Origin of the sequence: Bradyrhizobium sp. Arg816, from assembly GCF_029989365.1 — a bacterium.
In the GTDB taxonomy this organism is placed as follows: Bacteria; Pseudomonadota; Alphaproteobacteria; order Rhizobiales; family Xanthobacteraceae; genus Bradyrhizobium.
This window is the reverse complement of the sequence record NZ_JAPRAQ010000001.1, coordinates 538,920-556,139: the sequence shown is the minus strand read 5'-3', so window position 1 is coordinate 556,139 and position 17,220 is coordinate 538,920. Positions and strand designations below refer to the sequence as shown.

The following is a 17,220-nucleotide window of genomic DNA, read 5'->3' as shown; positions in this document are numbered from 1 at the left end:
TGCGACCTCAGCTCTTCTTCCGGGGGCTGCGCTCCGCGGGCGGCTCGCCCTCGGTGGAAGGCGAGGGAGCTGCAGCCGGCTTCTCGCCGCCTCCGCCGCCACCGCCGCCCTTGCGGGCGGACTCCTTGATGCCTTGCATGTCGCGAGCCTCGCGGATCAGGCCCGGCATCTTGGCGAGGCTGCCGCCCTCGACGCCGATATCCGCCAGAAGCGAATCGATCAGCGGCGCCTGGACGCGGTAGCGCAGCGCCGAGTCGATCACCTCGTCGGTGGCGCTGCGGCCGCCATTGCCGCCATGGCCGTTGCCGTTGAGGCCGTCGACCTGGAGGATGCGGATGCCCTCGATCTTCTCCATCGGCTTGACGCTCTCGCGCACGATGCCTTCGATGCGGTCGAGCAGCTTCCTGCGGAACAGCGAGTAGCGAGCCTGGTCGGTCAGCACGTTCTCGGCCTCGTTGAGCAGCCGCTGCGCCTCGGCCTCGACGGCCGCGCGCACGCGCTCGGCTTCGGCGGCAATTCGGGTCTCCTCGGCCTGCTTCTCGGCAATCACGATTTCCACGCTCTTGCGACGCCTGGCGATTTCGTTTTCGCGCGCGGTGATGACACGCTCGGTGGCCTCCGTCGCATGTATCCGCGCTTCCTCGGCCGAGGCCCTGGCTGCGGACTCTTCCAGCGACTTCAGGTGGATCGCGATCGCCTTCTCCATCAGAACGGTCTCGACCTCCTTCTCGCGGTTGACTTCGAGCTTGCGCAGTTCGCGCTCGCGGCCGATGCGGGCTTCATCCAGGCCGCGATCCGACGAAATGCGGGCACGCTCGACCTCTTCGCGCGCGGCGATCTCGGCTTCCTGCAGCGACTGGACGCGGGCGACCTCGAGCTGCTCGATCGAGCGGCGGCGTTCGATCCGCGCCGCCTCCAGCGCCTGCTCGCGTGAGACGTCGGTGGTCTCGACGTCCTTGCGGGCGACGATCTCGGCCTGCTTGACCTGGCGGTCGGCGTCGATGCGTTCGGAGCGCTTGGTGGAGAGCGCGATGACGCGGTCCTCGTCCGCGATCTCGATCGCCTTTTTCTGCTCGATATTGAGCACTTCGCGCTTCTTGGACGAATTGATCCGCTCGGACTCCAGCGCGAGATCGACGCCGATCCGCTGGCGCTCGATCACGTCGCGCCGCTTGAGGTCAGCCGCCTCGATCGCTGCGGTCCGCTCGATCTCCAACGCCTTGGTCTCCCTGTCGGCCTGGATCCGCTCGGCGGCGATGGCCTTCTCCTGTGCAACCCGCGCGGCCTCGATCGCTTCGCGCGAGGCGATGTCGGCTTCCTCGACGGCGCGGTTGCGGGCGATCTCGAGTGAACGAACGCGTTCCTCCTGGGCGATACGGGTGGCTTCCGTCGCCTCGCGTGCCGTGATTCCCGCGACGTCGAGTGCCTGGTTGCGCTCGATCTCCAATTGCCGCGTATTCTGCTCGGCGGCGATGCGCTCGGCGGCAAGCGTCCGCTCGCGGGCGATGCGCGCGGCCTCGACCGCGCGCTGGGCCTCGATCTCGGCTTCCTGGATCGTGCGCACCTGCTGGATCTCAAGCGCGCGGGTGCGCTCGTCCGACGCGATGCGCTCGACATTGACAATCATGGTCTGGGCGATGCGGGCCTTTTCGGTCGCTTCGCGGGCGGCGATCTCGGCTTCGTCCACGGCGCGGGTCCGCTCGATCTCGCGGCGCCGTGTCTCTTCTTCATTGGCAATACGGGCGTCGGTCACCACCCGGTCCTGCTGGATGCGCGCTTTCTCGATCCCCTCGCGGGCGGCGATCTCGGCTTCTTCGATCGTACGCATCCGCTCGATCTCGCGCTGGCGCACTTCGCGCTCCGAGGCGATGCGGCTGGTGTCGATCGAGCGTTGGTTGGCGATCCGGGTCTTCTCGATCTCCTCGCGGGCGAGCAGTTCCTTCTCTTCGATGGTGCGGGTGCGCTCGATCTCCCGCTGGCGCGTCTCGCGCTCGGACGCGATGCGGGCTTCCGCGATCGCCTGGTCGTTGGCGATGCGTGCCTTCTCGATGGTCTCCCGCGCGGAAATTTGCGCCTGCTCGGCCTCGGTCTCGCGCAGGGCCCGCTCACGCGCGACCTCGGTGCGTTGCAGGGCGCGGCGCATCTCGATGTCGCGCTCTTGCTCGAGGCGCGCCGTCTCGCTTTCGCGCTCGATCTCGAGGGCCTGTCGCTCGGCCTCCAGATTGCGGGAGCGGATCTTGATCATAGAATCCTGCTCGATGTCGTTGCGCAGCTTGCGCTTGGCCTCGATGTCCTCCATCAGCCGTGTCAGACCTTCGGCGTCGAAGCGGTTCGAAGGATTGAAGAATTCGAGATCGGTCTGGTCGAGATCGGTGATCGCGACGGACTCCAGCTCGAGTCCGTTCTGAGCGAGGGCCTCAGCCGCGTTCGCCTTGACGCGGGCCACATACTCGCCGCGTTGCTCATGCATCTGCTCCAAGGTCATCTCCGAGGCAATTGAACGGATCGCGGAGATGAATTTGCCGGCGAGGAGGGCGTGGAGCTGCTCGGGCTCCATGGTGCGGCGGCCGAGCGTGGCGGCGGCGATGGACACGGCTTCGCGGGTGGCCTGGACGCGGACATAGAAGTCGGCCTCGATGTCGACGCGCATGCGGTCACGGGTGATCACGGCGTCCTGCCGGGAGCGCACGATGCCCATCGGCTGAACGTTCATGTTGACCGGCGTGTAGTCGTGGATGAAGGGCAGCACGAAGGCGCCGCCGTTGATCACGACGCGCTCGCCGAGCAGGCCGGTCCGGACGAATGAGGTCTCCTTGGACGAACGATGGTAGAGCCAGTTCACGATGTAGACGCCGACCACGATCACCACGATGGCGACGATCAGCCAGAGGATCAATTCACCGACCAGAGTCCCTGACATATTTCCCTCCCTCGACCTTCCGGCGTTATCGCGCGCCGATCGCCTTGAATTTGCGTACCTGATCCGTCAGCGCCCGCTCGACCGGCAGCCGCTCCATCGAGGAGGCGCCGTAAAAGCCGTGGCAGTAGCGGGTGTTCTTCATGATGAAATCGGCGTCGTCCGGATCGGCGATCGGTCCGCCGTGGGCGAGCACCAGAATGTCCGGATTGACGCTGAGCGCGGCGGAGGCCCAGGTGTCGATGCGCGCCGGGCAATCCTTGAGCTTGGGTGCGGTCTGCGCGCCGATGCTGCCCCCGGTCGTGAGGCCGAGGTGACAGACGATGATATCCGCGCCCGCGATCGCCATCGCCGCGGCTTCCTTCTCGGTAAAGACGTAGGGCGTCGTCAGCAGGTCCTTCTCGCGCGCCTTGGCGATCATGTCGATCTCCAGCGCATAGGACATGCCGGTCTCTTCGAGATTGGCGCGGAACACTCCGTCGATCAGGCCGACGGTCGGAAAGTTCTGCACGCCGGCAAAACCGAGCGCCTTCAACTGGTCCAGGAAAACGTCCATGTCGCGGAACGGGTCGGTGCCATTGACGCCAGCGAGCACTGGCGTCCTGGTCACGACGGGCAGCACTTCGCCGGCCATCTCCAGCACGATGGCGTTGGCGTCGCCATAAGCCATCAATCCCGCAAGCGAGCCGCGGCCGGCCATGCGATAGCGGCCGGAATTGTAGATGACGATGAGATCGACGCCACCGGCTTCCTCGCACTTGGCCGACAGGCCGGTGCCGGCGCCGCCGCCGATGATGGGCTCGCCGCGCTTTGCCATGTCGCGGAAGCGTTTCAACAGTTCTGCGCGTTCAAACCGGGCCATCGATCACCTCGCTAGTCTCCGGCGCGCCCCGGTGCGGCCGAACAAGGTCCGGAACGCGCTGACAATGGTGGAGGCGAACTCGGGATCGTTGATGTTCTTGGGGACGCGGATGAGCTGACGGTTGGCGGTCTGCCGCACGTTCCGCTCCAGCGCACGGAACAGCGCCGCATCGGCATCGGGATCCCAGAATGGCTGTCCTCGCGCGTCGAGCGCGGAGACGCCGCCCTCGGGCAGGAAGAAGCGTACCGGGCCGTCCATCTGGTTGAGCCGATCGGCGATCCAGCGGCCCATGCGTTCGTTCTCGTCCGCCGTGGTCCGCATCAAGGTGACCTGCGGGTTGTGGACGTGGAATTTGCGGCCGCGGTAGCGCTCCGCAATGGTGTCCGGGGCGCCGAAATTGACCATGTCGAGCGCGCCCACCGAGCCGACGTAAGGCAGGCGGCTGCGGATGATGGCGCCGAAGCGGTCGTCGGTCGCCGGGAACACGCCGCCCATCAGGAGATCGCAGATTTCCGTGGTGGTGAGATCGATGACGCCGGCGATCTGCCCGGAATCGACGAGCTTCTCCATTGAGCGGCCGCCAACGCCGGTGGCGTGGAAGACGAGGCATTCGAAATCCTCGCGCAGGTCGGCCGCGATCTTCTGCACCGCCGGCGTGGTGACGCCGAACATGGTGAGGCCGACCGACGGCAATCCGCCGTCGCCGCGATCCTTCCGCGCGTGCTGATCGAGGCGGGCCCTGACCATGCCGGCCAGCGCGTAGGCGCCATTGGCGAGCACGGCACGCGAGATCGAGTTGAGGCCCTGCACGTCGGTGACCGAATGCATCATGGTGATGTCGGCGGGGCCGACATAGGGCCCGACGTCGCCGGAGGCGACGGAAGAGATGATCAGCTTGGGCACCCCGACGGGGAGGGCCCGCATCCCCGGCGCGACCAGCGACGCCGCGCCCGAGCCGCCCGCTGAAATCACGCCGGCCACATTGCTCTGGCGTCGCAGCCAGCTGGCGAAGGCCTCGGCCATCGCCGTGACGGCGGCGCCGCGGTCGGGTCCGAACACCGCCGATCCGCCGCGCCCATGGTTCAACGCGATCTCCTGGGCGGAGACGTCGCTGGTTGCGTGCCGGCCGCTGGTGGAGACATCGACCAGTCGCGTGCGCAGGCCGCTCCCGGCGATGATGTCGCGGATGAAGCGAAGCTCCGTGCCCTTGGTGTCGAGCGTGCCGACGACGAGCACGACCGGGGGTCCCTGCATCTGCGCCGCGACCGGCTCGCGCCGGCGCCGGGCGGTCTCGTCGAGACGCGCCACCTGTGTCGAGAGCGTGCGGGCGGCGGCCTCGATGCGAGCGATCGGGACTGGCTGTGACCATCGGGTGGGCGGCGTCGGATTGGAGATGTAGACGCGGATCGGGCCGCCTGGACGGGACGGCTGCGGTGCGGCCTTCGCCCCGGTGCCTGCAGCCGGCACGTCGATGGCGGGCTCGAGCTCGGCGTGGAGTCCGACGCCGAGCAGGCGCTGCTGCAACTCCCGGTCCGCGGCAAGGCGCACGGAATCGATGATGCGGTTGATGCGGCCGTTGACCATGATCGCGACGTTGCGCGACACGGCCGTGGCCACACCGATATTCTGCTCGATCACGAGCACGGACATGTCGCCGTCCTCGCCAAGCCGCACCAGCATCTCCTCGACCTGGGCGACGATGACGGGCGCAAGCCCCTCGGTCGGCTCGTCCATGATCAGGAGCTGCGGGTTGGTGAGCAGCGCGCGGGAGATCGCCAGCATCTGCTGCTCGCCGCCGGAGAGCTGGCCGCCACCATGATCCTTGCGCTCGGCCAATCGCGGAAAGGTCTCGTAGATGCGCTCGACCGTCCACGGCCCGCGCCGCAGGCCCGCGGCAAGCTGCAGATGCTCGTCGACGCTGAGCGAGCGCCACAGCCGCCGGCCCTGTGGCACGTAGCCGACGCCGAGCCGGGCTATGTGGGCGGGCGGCCGCTGGGTGATGTCGTCGCCGCGGACGCGGATCGAGCCGCCACTGACCGGCACCAGTCCCATGATCGCCTTGCACAGCGTGGTCTTGCCCATGCCGTTGCGGCCGACCACCGAGAATACGCCGGCTTCGAGCGTCAGATCCACGCCTTGCAGCGCATGCGAATGCCCGTAGTAGACGTCGAGGCCGCGGACTTCGAGGGCGGCGGCGGAGCGGCGGGCCTCATTCATGGCCGCCTCCGAGGTAAAGCTCCTGCACCTCGGGATCGGACTGGATCTCCTGCGGCAGGCCTTCCTTGAAGATGCGCCCGTTGTGCATCATCGTGACGCTCTCGACGACGCGTAGCGCCACGTCCATGTCGTGCTCGATGATGATGTAGCCGATATGCGCCGGCAGCGAGGTCAGGATCTCGACCAGCTCGGCACGCTCGGTCGGAGACAGGCCCGCGGCCGGCTCGTCGAACAACACGAAGCGCGGCGCTCCCGCGAGCGCCAGTGCGATCTCGAGCTGGCGCTGCTGGCCATGCGCAAGCTCGGCGACGCGCTGGTCCTTCACGCCCGTGAGATGGACAGCCTGCACGAGATTATCGGCCGCGCTCATCAGCGCGTCGTTCTGTCCGGGGCGCAGGAACGAGAAGCGCCCGCGCGAGACGCCGCGGCAGGCGAGGTAGACGTTGTCCTGGACGGTGAGACCGGGAAAGAGCGCGGAGATCTGGTAGGTCCGGCGCAGACCGCGGCGGATGCGCTCGTAGGGCGGGAAGTGGGTGACGTCCTCGCCGAAGAAACGGATGGTGCCGGAGGAGGGCGGGAAATCGCCGGTGATGCAGTTGAACAGGGTGGTTTTGCCGGCACCATTCGAGCCGAGCACCGCGCGCCGCTCGCCGGGACGCACGGTAATGGTGACGTCGGTGAGCGCGGCCAGCGCGCCGAACAGGCGCGTCACGCCGCGAAGCTCCAGCGCCGCGCCGGCGCCGACGGCCGAGAGGCGTTGCGCGACGCTATCCATGGCCGGATCCTTGACCGTGACGTCCGCTTGAACGGGCCGCGCCGGATCGCTGGCGCTGTCGCCAGCTCTGCCAGAGCCCTATCACGCCGTCCGAGGACCAGAAGACGATGGCGAGGAAACCGAGACCGATCAGCAGCCGGAAGCGGTTGCCGTCGAGCCCGAGCTTGACCAGGAAGTCGAGCGCGAAGGTGCGTAGCAGCACGAAGATCAGCGCGCCGATGAACGGACCGATGGGACGCGTGATGCCGCCGACCACGGCGATGATGAGAATGTCGATGCAGGCGCCGACGCTCACGGATCCCGGCGAGATCTGCCGGTAGTTCCAGACCTGGAGCACGCCGGCCAGCGCCGCGACAAAGGACGCGAAGGCGTAGGCGGCGACCCGGTGCGCATTGACGTTGAAGCCGAGCGCAGCCATGCGGCGGGGATTGTCGCGCACACCCTGCAGCGCCAGGCCGAACGGTGCGCGGGAGATGTATTCAACGGCGAAGTAGCACAGCGCAGCAACCGCGAGCACGATGTAATAGAAGGGAATGTCGGCGCGCCAGTTGACGCCCCAGAAATGCGGCGTGGCGACGGTGTTGATGCCGGTATGGCCGTTGAAGATCGCCCAGTTCTGATTGGTGAAATAATAGAACGCCGCGCCGATCGCGAGCGTGATCATGATGGTGTAGATGCCCTCGGTGCGCACCGCCAGCGCGCCGCCGAGCGTTCCGAACATGGTCGCGAGCGCAAGCGCCATCGGGACCGCGAGCCACCACGGCCAACCCAGGCTGATATTGGCGTTGCCGCTGACGCCGAACACCGCGACCATATAGGCGGAGAAGCCTGCGATGGTGAGCTGCATCAGGCTGACCATGCCGCCGTAGCCGGCGAGGAACATCAGGCTCAGCGCCATGATGCCGAGGATCAGCGTGGTCGCAAAGATCTCGATCAGGAAGAAGCCGTTGGCGATCAGCGGCATGATCAGAAGAATGGCCGCGACGATCCAGGCTGCAGGATTGTTGATCTCGGGCCATCCGCGCAATTTGGGGCGCTGCGCCGCTGCGGCGGGACGAACGGTGACGCGGGCGTCGTGGGCGAGCGACATCTCAGCGCCTCGCCAACAGGCCTTGCGGCCGGACTGCCAGTACCAGCACCATGATCAGGAAAGTCACGACGATGGCGTAGGTCGGGATGTAGACCGAACCGAGCTGTTCGGCGAGGCCGATGATCAGCGCGCCGAGGGCGGCACCGGGGATCGAGCCCATGCCACCGACGATGACGACGACGAGCGAGGCAAGCAGGAAGCGGATGTCTTCGCCGGGCGAGAGTGACTGGAAGGTGCCACCGACGACGCCGGCGATGCCGGCAAGCCCGGCGCCGAGCGCGAAGACCAGCACGAAGACGAGCTGGATCCGCACTCCGGTCGCGGCCAGGATGTCGCGATCGTCGACGCCGGCGCGAATGATCATGCCGATGCGTGTGCGGTTGAGCGCCAGCCACATCGCCAGGCCGATCACGACGGAGGCGGCGAAGATCACCAGCCGGACCAGCGGATAGCGGAGATAGACCGGCTCGCCCGAGGATTTCACCGCAGTGATCAGCGGCAGCTCGATCGGGCCGATCAGCCAGTTCGGCGTCTGGATCTGATAGAAGTCGCCGCCGCAAGCCCACAGCATCAGGTCGGCGAAGACGATCGAGAGCCCGATCGTCACCATGGTCTGCCGCAAGTCCTGGCCCTCCATGCGGCGGAAGACGATGAGCTGAAGCAGGACGCCGACCAGCGCCGTCAGGATGAAGGCGACGATGAAGCTGAGGAGCCAGGAGCCGGTCGAGGCGCTGATGGCGTAGCCGACATAGCCGCCGAACAAATACAGCGAGCCGTGCGCGAGGTTGACGTTGCGCATCAGGCCGAAGATCAGGGTGAAACCGCTGGCGACCAGGAAGTAGAGGCCGCCGAGCGTGATGCCGTTGAACACGGCGTTCAGGAAGACCCGCTTGCGGCCGATCGCCTCTTCAAGTCCGGGCGGCCACACCGCCAGGGTCAGCCACAGTGCAAGCGCGATCGCGATGATCACGATCAGGGCCCAGGCCGGATGGCGTTCGACGAAGCGCGTCATGTCAACCGCCTCATCCCGGCCTCGCGCCCCCGCAAGCGGGAGGAGGGAGCGATCAGGCCGCGTCGACCTTGCCCTGCCTCATGCTTTGAACGCTGGTCGAACAGCCTTGCGTAGGCTGCGTACCTCGCCATGGACGTGCGTCCTCCCGGACTTGCGATCCTCTTTTCGGGATCGCGTTCCGACCATCTTAGCGAGGGCACAAGGGGAGCGTTTGATCGTCAGTATCTTTTCGCGCGCGGTCAGGCCCGCAAAACCTTGGCGGCGCGGCGGTAATCGGTCGGCGCCATCCCGACATTGGCGGTGAAGAAGCGTGTGAATCCGCTTTGCGAGGAGAAGCCGAGGTCGAAGCCGATGTCGGCGATGGGTGCTTCGCCGGCGACAAGGGCTTCCAGCGCCTGTTCCATGATCAGGGTGTTGAGGTAGAGATGCGGCGTGACGCCGGTCTGGGTGCGGAATAGCCGGTAGAAATGCGGTCGCGACAGGCCGGATTCGCGCGCGATCGTGTCGAGCTCCATTTCGGCGCCCGGACTTTCAGACATCAGCTTGATGCATTTGCGCACGCGGAAGTCGGTGACGGCGCCGGCCGTGCGCGCGTCGCGCGCGATCTCGGCCTGCTGCCAACTTTCGTCGTAGCAGATGTCGATCAGTCGCCGCAGCTCGGCATCGAGGCTGGAGAGTGACGGTGCGCCGCACACAAGCGCTGCGGTTCGTCTGATGTGCTTGTCGAGCGCGACCGTGCGCTTGAACTGGGTGCGGCCGAAACGCAGGCGGTCGGCGCCGGGCGCGTCGGGCGCGAACCACTCCGGATTGACGTAGAGCACGAAGAAGATCGCGCCACCGTCGAGATCGGACGGCAGGAAATTGTGAGGCTCCCAGGGATTGACCGCAACGATGGAGCTTTCCGTGAGGTCGTAGTGCCCGTCACAGACGTCGATGCATGCGGACAGGCCGCCAACATGGAAGATCAGATGACCTTCGCGATGTGCGTGCACGTTGAAGGGGCGGTTCAACTGATAGACCGTCGCCCGACCAAACCGGCCGTGAAAGACGGCAAGCGCCCGGCTCATGCCTTCCCTCCCGAATGTTCTTGTCTTTTCAGTCAGCGTTCAACAACCGGGGCGAGATTGCAAGAGCGCAAGATATCGCGCCTGCAAATCGCCCCGGTTGCCGGAGAGGTATGCGAAACGAGCGACGATGAATGCGTCAGTACTTCTTACATTCCGGAACCGTGCGGCTCGGCAGTCCGATCTTGGCGAACACCGCCGGATCGTAACCGAGCGTCTGGTTCACGTTCGGGATCACCTTCACGACCTTGCTGAACAGCGCGCCCTTGCCGTCATCGACGACCTCGGTGACGAAGTTGGTGCCGATCGCCTGGCGGTTGGCGTCAAGCTTGATCTTGCCGTTCGGTGCGTCGATCTCGATCTTGGCCAGCGCCTCCTTGTACTTGGCCTGGTTGTTGGAAAGATCGCCATTGACCTCGCGCAGCGCGAGGATCAGCGCCATGGTCGAGCCGTAATAGTTGGTCGCAAGAAGCGACGGGCTCGGGAAGCGCTTGTTGGGCGGAAACGCGTCCTGATACGCCTTCACGAACTTCTGCCAGCCCGGATCCTCCCAGGTGTCGGCCTGGCCGCTCGCAGCGATGGTGCCGACCAGCGCATTCTTGGCGTTGCCTTTGGAGGACAGGATGGTCTGGTCGATCATGATGGAACCACCCATCAGATGCGCCTTGCCGCCAGCCTGCTGGTACTGGTTCAGGAAGTTGACGGCATCCGCACCGCCCAGGCCGAGATAGATCGCATCGACATCGTCGGGCAGCGCCGCGATGACGGAGGCAAAATCCTTGGTGCCGAGCGGCACCCATTGCCGGTTGGTGACCTGGCCGCCGGCGCCGCAGAATTCGAGCACGAGGCCGAACACCTGCGTGTAGATGAAGGAATAGTCTTCGCCGACGGTCGCGATCTTGCGATACTTCTTGTCCTCATAAGCGTATTTGCCGAGGCCGACCTGCCACTGCGCGCCATCCATGTTGTAGCGGAAGAAGTTCGGCGCGGGATCGACATAGGTGGTTTCTTGCGCGCCGGAGGCGGCGTTGATGAAAGTCAGCTCCGGATGCGTCTTGGCGAAGTTCTTGACCGCGATGCCCTCGTCGCCGGAGAGCGGCGACAACAGGATCTGCACCTTGTCCTGCTCGATCAGCTTGCGTACGGCGCGCACCGCGGAATCCGGCGTCGCGTCGGTCGAAGCAACGATGAATTCAAGCTCTTTGTCGCCGACCTTCTTGCCAAGCACATTGAGCGCCGTCTGGTGGCCGCGCATGCCGTCCTCGCCGAGCACCGTGTAGGTGCCTTCCAGCGTTGCCGTGACGCCGACCTTGATCTTTTCCTGGGCGATTGCCGCGCCTGAAAGAAAAAGGCTGCTTAGAGCGATCAGTCCCACACTGCATTTCAACATTGCATTCCTCCCTCTGTAGCCAAATTTTTCGCTGAATTGGCGCAGCGCCGTGGCTCCCGAAAGGCGCCCGGCTGTTGAACGAAGGCTAACCGAAGTCGGATGCAGTGCACGTATGGGCGCATCGTGCGGCTTGACGGGCAGTCTCATTTTGAATGTTGCGGCGCAATTGGCTTCGCGGTGCAATAGGCGGCCGGCTTGCCCAATTTGCAGGGCGGCGCACGTGAGGGGCACGATCCTCCGCTTGGTCCGCGCATGGAGCCTGACCCAGCACAGGCCTGGTCCGGTTCAAATCCCCAAGGGAAGGCGGGGCGGAAACAGCCCCCGACGGCTGGATCCGGCTTGAATTTGCCGACAGGGTGTCGCGGCCGGGCGGGCCCCGATGCCTTCAACCTAGGGTGAATTTGCCCTGGATTTCCATTACCATCTGGTGGAAATGAATCACCATACGGCCTCTCACGATCCCGTTCTTGTGGCGCTGTCGATCCTGATCGCCGCGCTCGCCTCCTACACAGCGCTCGACCTCGCGACCCGGATGCGTGCCGCGTCTGGGCGGGCTCGTCCGGCTTGGCTTGCAGCCGCGGCCACCGCCATGGGCGGCGGCATTTGGTCCATGCATTTCGTCGGCATGCTGGCTTTCAGGCTGCCCGGGGTCGAGATCTCCTACGATCCATTCCTCACCTTTCTATCACTTGTCGTCCCCATTGTTGTCGCGGCCGCGGCCTTTGCCGTGGTCGGAAGACGCCCGCAGGCGCTCCTGGTGTCCGGCTTGGCGATGGGGCTCGCCATATCCGGCATGCACTATACGGGCATGGGCGCGATGAGAATGGCGGCATCCGTCGCGTACGATCCTTGGTGGGTCGTGCTCTCGGTCGTGATCGCGATGTGCGCTTCGGTCGTGGCGCTCTGGCTTGCCTTTCGCAAGACAAGTGCGACGCAGCGACTGTTCGCAGGACTTGTAATGGGTCTCGCGATCTCCGGCATGCATTACGCGGCTATGGAAGGTGCCTTGTTCGTGCCAGCGAACACCATGGCCGAACACGCTGGACATTTCGTGGGTCGGGCGCCGCTGGCATTTCTGCTGGCCGGCGCCACCATCCTGATCCTGAGCATTGGGATTGCCGCTGCCGTCTACGATCGGGTGTCGGCGGAGCGCGCCCAACGCGAGGCCAGCGCACTGAGGCGAAGTGAAGAACGCTTTCGGCTCCTGGTGGAGGGCATCGCCGATCACGCCATGTTCATGATCGAGCCGAATGGGGCCGTGGGAAACTGGAATCTCGGGGCGCGCCGGCTGATGGGGTATGGCGACGACATCGTTGGGACCAGCTACGCGATCCTTCATACCGACGAAGACCGCGCGTCCGGGGCGCCAGCACGTGCTCTCCTGGAGGCGGAGCGGTACGGCAAGTCAGCAGTGGAAGCCTGGCGCGTGCGCCGGGATGGCAGCCGTTTCTGGGCGGAGGCAACCCTGGTCGCGGTACGGAACGAAAGCGGCTTGATCACTGGGTTTGCCAACATCGTGCGCGACATCAGTGAGAGGAGGCGGGCACAGGAAGCGCTGGATCGGGCACGCGAAGCGCTGACGCTGTCGCAGAAAATGGAGACCATCGGTCAACTTACCGGCGGCGTGGCCCACGATTTTAACAACCTGCTCGCCGCCGTTCTCGGCAGCCTCGAGCTCCTGAAAAAACGCCTGCAAACCGATGATCCGAAGATACAGCGTCTCGTGGACAACGCGATGCAAGGCGCGCAGCGGGGCGCTCTGCTAACCCAGCGCTTGCTCGCCTTCGCTCGCAAACAGGATCTCAAGCCGGCTGTCGTCGATATCGCCGCACTGGTGCGGGGCATGGCGTCACTGCTGAAATTCGAGGCAGGCGTCCGTATCGACACACTCTTTCCGTTGGACCTGCCAAACGTAAAGATTGACGCCAACCAGCTCGAACTGGCCATCCTCAATCTCGCCGTAAACGCGCGTGATGCGATGCCGGCGGGCGGCCTGATAACCATCTCCGCCCGAGACGAGCAGCGCGAAGCTGGCGCTCCCCGCTACGTGGCGCTCTCGGTGAGCGATACCGGCTGCGGCATGGACGAGGAAACGCTCAAGCACGCTCAGGAGCCGTTCTTCACGACGAAGGGTATCGGCAAAGGCACCGGGCTCGGACTATCGATGGTTCACGGCCTCGCCGAGCAGTCCGGCGGCAGGCTCGTCCTGAAGAGCCGCCTTGGAGTGGGCACGACGGCCGAGATCTGGCTGCCGGTAGCCGAGGAGGAGGCCGCGGTGCTCGCACCGCGCGCGGAGGCTCCGGCACCGATGCTTCGGGCCGACCGCCGGCTTTCCGTGCTTCTGGTCGATGACGACCCTCTCGTGCTCGAGAATACGGCGGCAATGCTGGAGGATCTCGGGCATGCGGTGGTCGAGGCACGCTCGGGCGAAGAGGCATTGGCTCTCCTCCGCCGCACCCAGACCATCGAACTTGTCGTCACCGACTATGCGATGCCGGTCATGACCGGCCTGCAGCTTGCTGAAGCCGTGGTCGTGGAGCGTCCCGGTATGGTCATCCTCCTGAGCACCGGGTATGCGGAGCTTCCCATCGATGCGCGTTCCAATCTGCACCGACTGTCGAAGCCGTTCGATCAGGCCGCCCTTGAGAAGGCTATCCAGGGAGCGATGCGAGAGCGGGGGCGCGCGATATCCGTCGTGGCCTGACGGTTCTGGCTGACGGCCGCCGATCGGCGCCGCCAGCACATTTGCCTCCAGCTCCCTTACCATCCAAATATGGTTGCGTGGAGCGATCAGGTCGTGTTTCGACCGGGGATCATAACAGCGCCTCAGCGACGAGAGGTTGCCGCTGTCCCAGTGAAAGCATGCCGGTACTTGGCAACCGTGTTGCCGATTCGATAAAGGGCTAAATTCAAGTCAGCGTCGCGCGCGGATTCACAACCGTGTACCCCCTCAAAGAACGCGCGTGTATTCTCGTTGTGTGTCCACCTGAGTTGCCGTCGTACGCCATCCAAACGTCGCCCCCGATGTGCTGCTCGAGGACGAAAACGTGCCCGCGTCTTGCCGCGACCATTCCTGCTGCTGGCGATGTACGCGGAAATCTCAGCCAGTTTGCCGCGAGATTCAATTCCGGAACGATGCGACCAAACAGGCGCAGGGCTGCGGCACAACCGCAGAATGAGGACGGGCAGCCCGCGGGGCGGCCGCCAACGATCCGAGTGCTGACCGGGCCGTCAGGCGCCGCAATATTTGTATTGGCGACGACGGTGAGTTGTTTGGTTCGATGTATACGCAATGAGTCTCGCACCTCCCTTCGCTGGTTCGAGATTTGCGCGTAGTTCGAGAAGTCGCATGGCATGGTGACGTTGCATTCGGAGGCGTGCTGTATGCGGTACGGTCGTGCATCGGAATTGAGCGAGGTGATCACAACGAGGCAGCACGCAGAAATTACTTGCTTGAACATCGCAGGCTCCGGGATTGATGGATCCTCCCCCGAGCAACGAGCAACTAACAAAGATTGGCTGAAATGGGTCAAAAGAGCGGCCTAATGCTGGAGCAGAGGCCGGCTATACTTCTGGGGTAACTCGAAACGCGACATTGAAGAACGCCTTTTTCCGCAAGTGGGCCGTGGACGCGGCGCCCGCTTCACGTGTTGATCATGGCCACGTAGTCCACGTGAAGAGTAATTGGTCCCTTCGATCCGTCCAGAATGACGCGGAGGCTCTTCGGATAGTATCCGGCCCCAACCACGGTCCCGGTCTTTCCAGCTAAGCGAGGACCGGCTGCCGGCTTTACCTGAATTCGTGAACCCGGCGGAAACTTGAGGTTCGTTTGGGCCGACCCTGACATGACGTCCTCGGCAGCAAATGAGCTGATTCTACTCGAAAAATCGCTAGCGCGCGGCACAGCGAACGGGTGGGACGAATTCGATTCGCGCGCGCTATCAAAAAGAGCTCTCCAGCCACGGTGCTAAAGAGCGGCAAGGCAACCCAGCGCCTAATACTTCCGCGATTCGCAATTGCCCCCGCAAACGGGTTCGGCTTCGGTGCCAAAATACCGGCTTGCAGGAGCGCTGATCCGCTTGGATTTTCTCTCTACCTGCGCCACGCCCTTTACTGAACAACGGAAACGCTTCGATGAGAACATCCGTCATCGGGGGTAATCCACGAACATCAATCCGGTTTGCTGCTTGCGACCGGCACTGAAGAATTTCGTCGGCGTTGTGCCAGATTCAACATTGATCTTCTCGGCCTCGATTGACCGCATATCTTTGAATCGTCTTTCAAAACAAGTTTTCGCTCAGATATGGCGGTCAGCGCTGGCCAGTTGTTGTGCAAACTTTCAGCACAATAATCCCTTGGTTACGCCCAATGGAACGGAGATTCCTGCCTCAAACGTAAACATACGTTCACCTCGGTGGGACGCACGATCGGTTGTCGGGCGCTCAGACCTACAGGTCACTGGGGGCTTTCAACACTGACAGGGGAATATCATTGGCAACATTACACTACGCTGCGGGCGGGGGTCTGGACTCCCAAGGTAACTTCGCACCAGCTGAAGCTGGCTTTAATCTCGCAGATATCCAGTATGTCGACCAGGCGAATGCACTGCCCAGCGGCGTGCAGGGTCTGGTCTGGCTCGATCAGTACCAAGGCGTGACCCAAGAGTTTATCGACCAGGTGACGCCGTTCCTCAACAATCCGAAAGTGTTCGGCTTCTACCTTGTGGATGAGCCCGATCTGACCGGTCAGTGGGGACCGCAGGCCGACCCCGCGGCTCTGAAAGCTGAATCCGACTGGATTCATCAGCACGATCCCGGGGCCAAGACGTTCACCGTCCTGATGAACACGGGATCATCAGACGATCCGAACTACATGAACAGCTACAACCAGGCGAACACCCACATCGACTACTTCGGTCTCGATTGGTACCCGGTGTGGACGGACCGTCCGAACGTCGACCTCAGCACGATCGACAAGTACGTCTCTGCCGCGGAGCAAGCCGGGATCCCGCTCGACTCCATCGTTCCGGTTTATCAGGCGTTCGGGGGCGGCGGCTGGTCCACCGAAACCGGCAGCCAGGTCGCTGTGCCGACTGCCGCGCAAGCGCAGGCAATGATCGATCATTGGGCGGACCTCGTTCCCAATCCGGCCTTTGACTATGCTTACGCGTGGGGATCGCAGAATGGCGACACTGCGCTCGAGAATTTGCCGGCACTGCAGCAGGTGTTCCTTGCGCACAATACGAGCCATGGCACGGGGGGCGCGACAGCTCCGCCCGTTACCGATCCGGTGACCGACACGCCGCCGCCGGTGGACGCTGGCGGTAGCACCGGGACGGGCGGCACCACGCCGCCGCCGGTGGACGCTGGCGGTAGCACCGGCACGGACGGCAACACGCCGCCGGTTGGCGACGCTGGCGGTAGCACCGGGACGGGCGGCACCACGCCGCCGCCGGTTGCCGATGCTGGCGGTGGCACCGGAAGCACTCCTCCCGTGTCGGGCTCGGACGGAACGACCGATCCGTCGACCGGCGGTACGGATACCGGCGGCTGGGGTGGTCATCACCACGGCGGCGGGTCGGGAGGTTCGTCCTGGCAGGTGGGCAACGGCGGTGGCGGGCACAACCACAACGGTGGCGGGCTCGATTTCTCGCAGTGGCTCAATAATACCAGCACGTCGTCCGCATCCGGAGATCATTCCTGGTGGCGGGGTCACACTGCGACGTCGACCACGACTGCGGATGCCGGTTCGGGGCAGACGGATACGACGGACACGGGCTCGTTCGTAGCGCATCTGGCTGATCTGATGTCTCACCACAACGATCACCACGGGTGGCACTCGTAAGCTCGTAGGTCGTCTACATCAACAAGGACATGCGCGCGGTGCGCTGCGC

Annotated in this window: 11 protein-coding genes; 2 read left to right on the top strand and 9 right to left on the bottom strand. The window is 64.5% G+C overall.

The window, feature by feature from the left end; genetic code table 11:
* Nucleotides 1-7: 7 nt before the first annotated feature.
* The 8 genes from OWC48_RS02535 to OWC48_RS02500 form a co-directional block, all read right to left on the bottom strand.
* A complete protein-coding gene (locus OWC48_RS02535; protein ID WP_282518516.1) occupies nt 8-2,920 on the bottom strand; it encodes a flotillin family protein in 2,913 nt (970 codons plus the stop codon).
* Between the two features lie 25 nt (nt 2,921-2,945).
* Entirely contained in the window at nt 2,946-3,779 is an 834-nt protein-coding gene (locus OWC48_RS02530) for a phosphoenolpyruvate hydrolase family protein (RefSeq protein ID WP_282518515.1), read from the bottom strand.
* Between the two features lie 3 nt (nt 3,780-3,782).
* Complete coding sequence (locus OWC48_RS02525; protein WP_282518514.1) at nt 3,783-5,996, bottom strand: ABC transporter permease; 2,214 nt, start codon at nt 5,994-5,996, stop codon at nt 3,783-3,785.
* Nucleotides 5,989-6,771 carry an ABC transporter ATP-binding protein gene (locus tag OWC48_RS02520; protein WP_014496422.1) on the bottom strand — a complete coding sequence of 261 codons (783 nt, stop codon included), beginning with the start codon at nt 6,769-6,771 and terminating at the stop codon, nt 5,989-5,991. The genes OWC48_RS02525 and OWC48_RS02520 overlap by 8 nt, the downstream gene beginning before the upstream one ends.
* Complete coding sequence (locus OWC48_RS02515) at nt 6,764-7,861, bottom strand: branched-chain amino acid ABC transporter permease (RefSeq protein WP_282518513.1); 1,098 nt, start codon at nt 7,859-7,861, stop codon at nt 6,764-6,766. Before OWC48_RS02515 ends, OWC48_RS02520 begins: the two co-directional genes overlap by 8 nt.
* 1 nt (nt 7,862) lies before the next feature.
* Nucleotides 7,863-8,873, bottom strand: a complete 1,011-nt coding sequence (locus OWC48_RS02510) for a branched-chain amino acid ABC transporter permease (protein ID WP_014496420.1) — start codon at nt 8,871-8,873, stop codon at nt 7,863-7,865.
* A gap of 239 nt (nt 8,874-9,112) precedes the next feature.
* Nucleotides 9,113-9,940, bottom strand: a complete 828-nt coding sequence (locus OWC48_RS02505; RefSeq protein ID WP_282518512.1) for an AraC family transcriptional regulator — start codon at nt 9,938-9,940, stop codon at nt 9,113-9,115.
* A gap of 136 nt (nt 9,941-10,076) precedes the next feature.
* The gene (locus tag OWC48_RS02500; protein WP_166351801.1) at nt 10,077-11,327 is read right to left on the bottom strand and encodes an ABC transporter substrate-binding protein; all 1,251 of its coding nucleotides are present in this window, start codon (nt 11,325-11,327) and stop codon (nt 10,077-10,079) included.
* A 433-nt stretch (nt 11,328-11,760) separates the two neighbouring features.
* On the opposite strand from OWC48_RS02500, the gene OWC48_RS02495 reads away from it, so the two are divergent.
* A complete protein-coding gene (locus OWC48_RS02495; RefSeq protein WP_282518954.1) occupies nt 11,761-14,031 on the top strand; it encodes an MHYT domain-containing protein in 2,271 nt (756 codons plus the stop codon).
* A gap of 205 nt (nt 14,032-14,236) precedes the next feature.
* Here OWC48_RS02495 and OWC48_RS02490 read toward each other — a convergent pair whose 3' ends face one another.
* Complete coding sequence (locus OWC48_RS02490; RefSeq protein WP_282518511.1) at nt 14,237-14,788, bottom strand: hypothetical protein; 552 nt, start codon at nt 14,786-14,788, stop codon at nt 14,237-14,239.
* Between the two features lie 1,030 nt (nt 14,789-15,818).
* Between OWC48_RS02490 and OWC48_RS02485 the strand changes: the two genes are divergently transcribed.
* Nucleotides 15,819-17,171, top strand: coding sequence for a calcium-binding protein (locus OWC48_RS02485; RefSeq protein WP_282518510.1), 1,353 nt, complete (start codon nt 15,819-15,821; stop codon nt 17,169-17,171).
* Nucleotides 17,172-17,220: the final 49 nt, after the last annotated feature.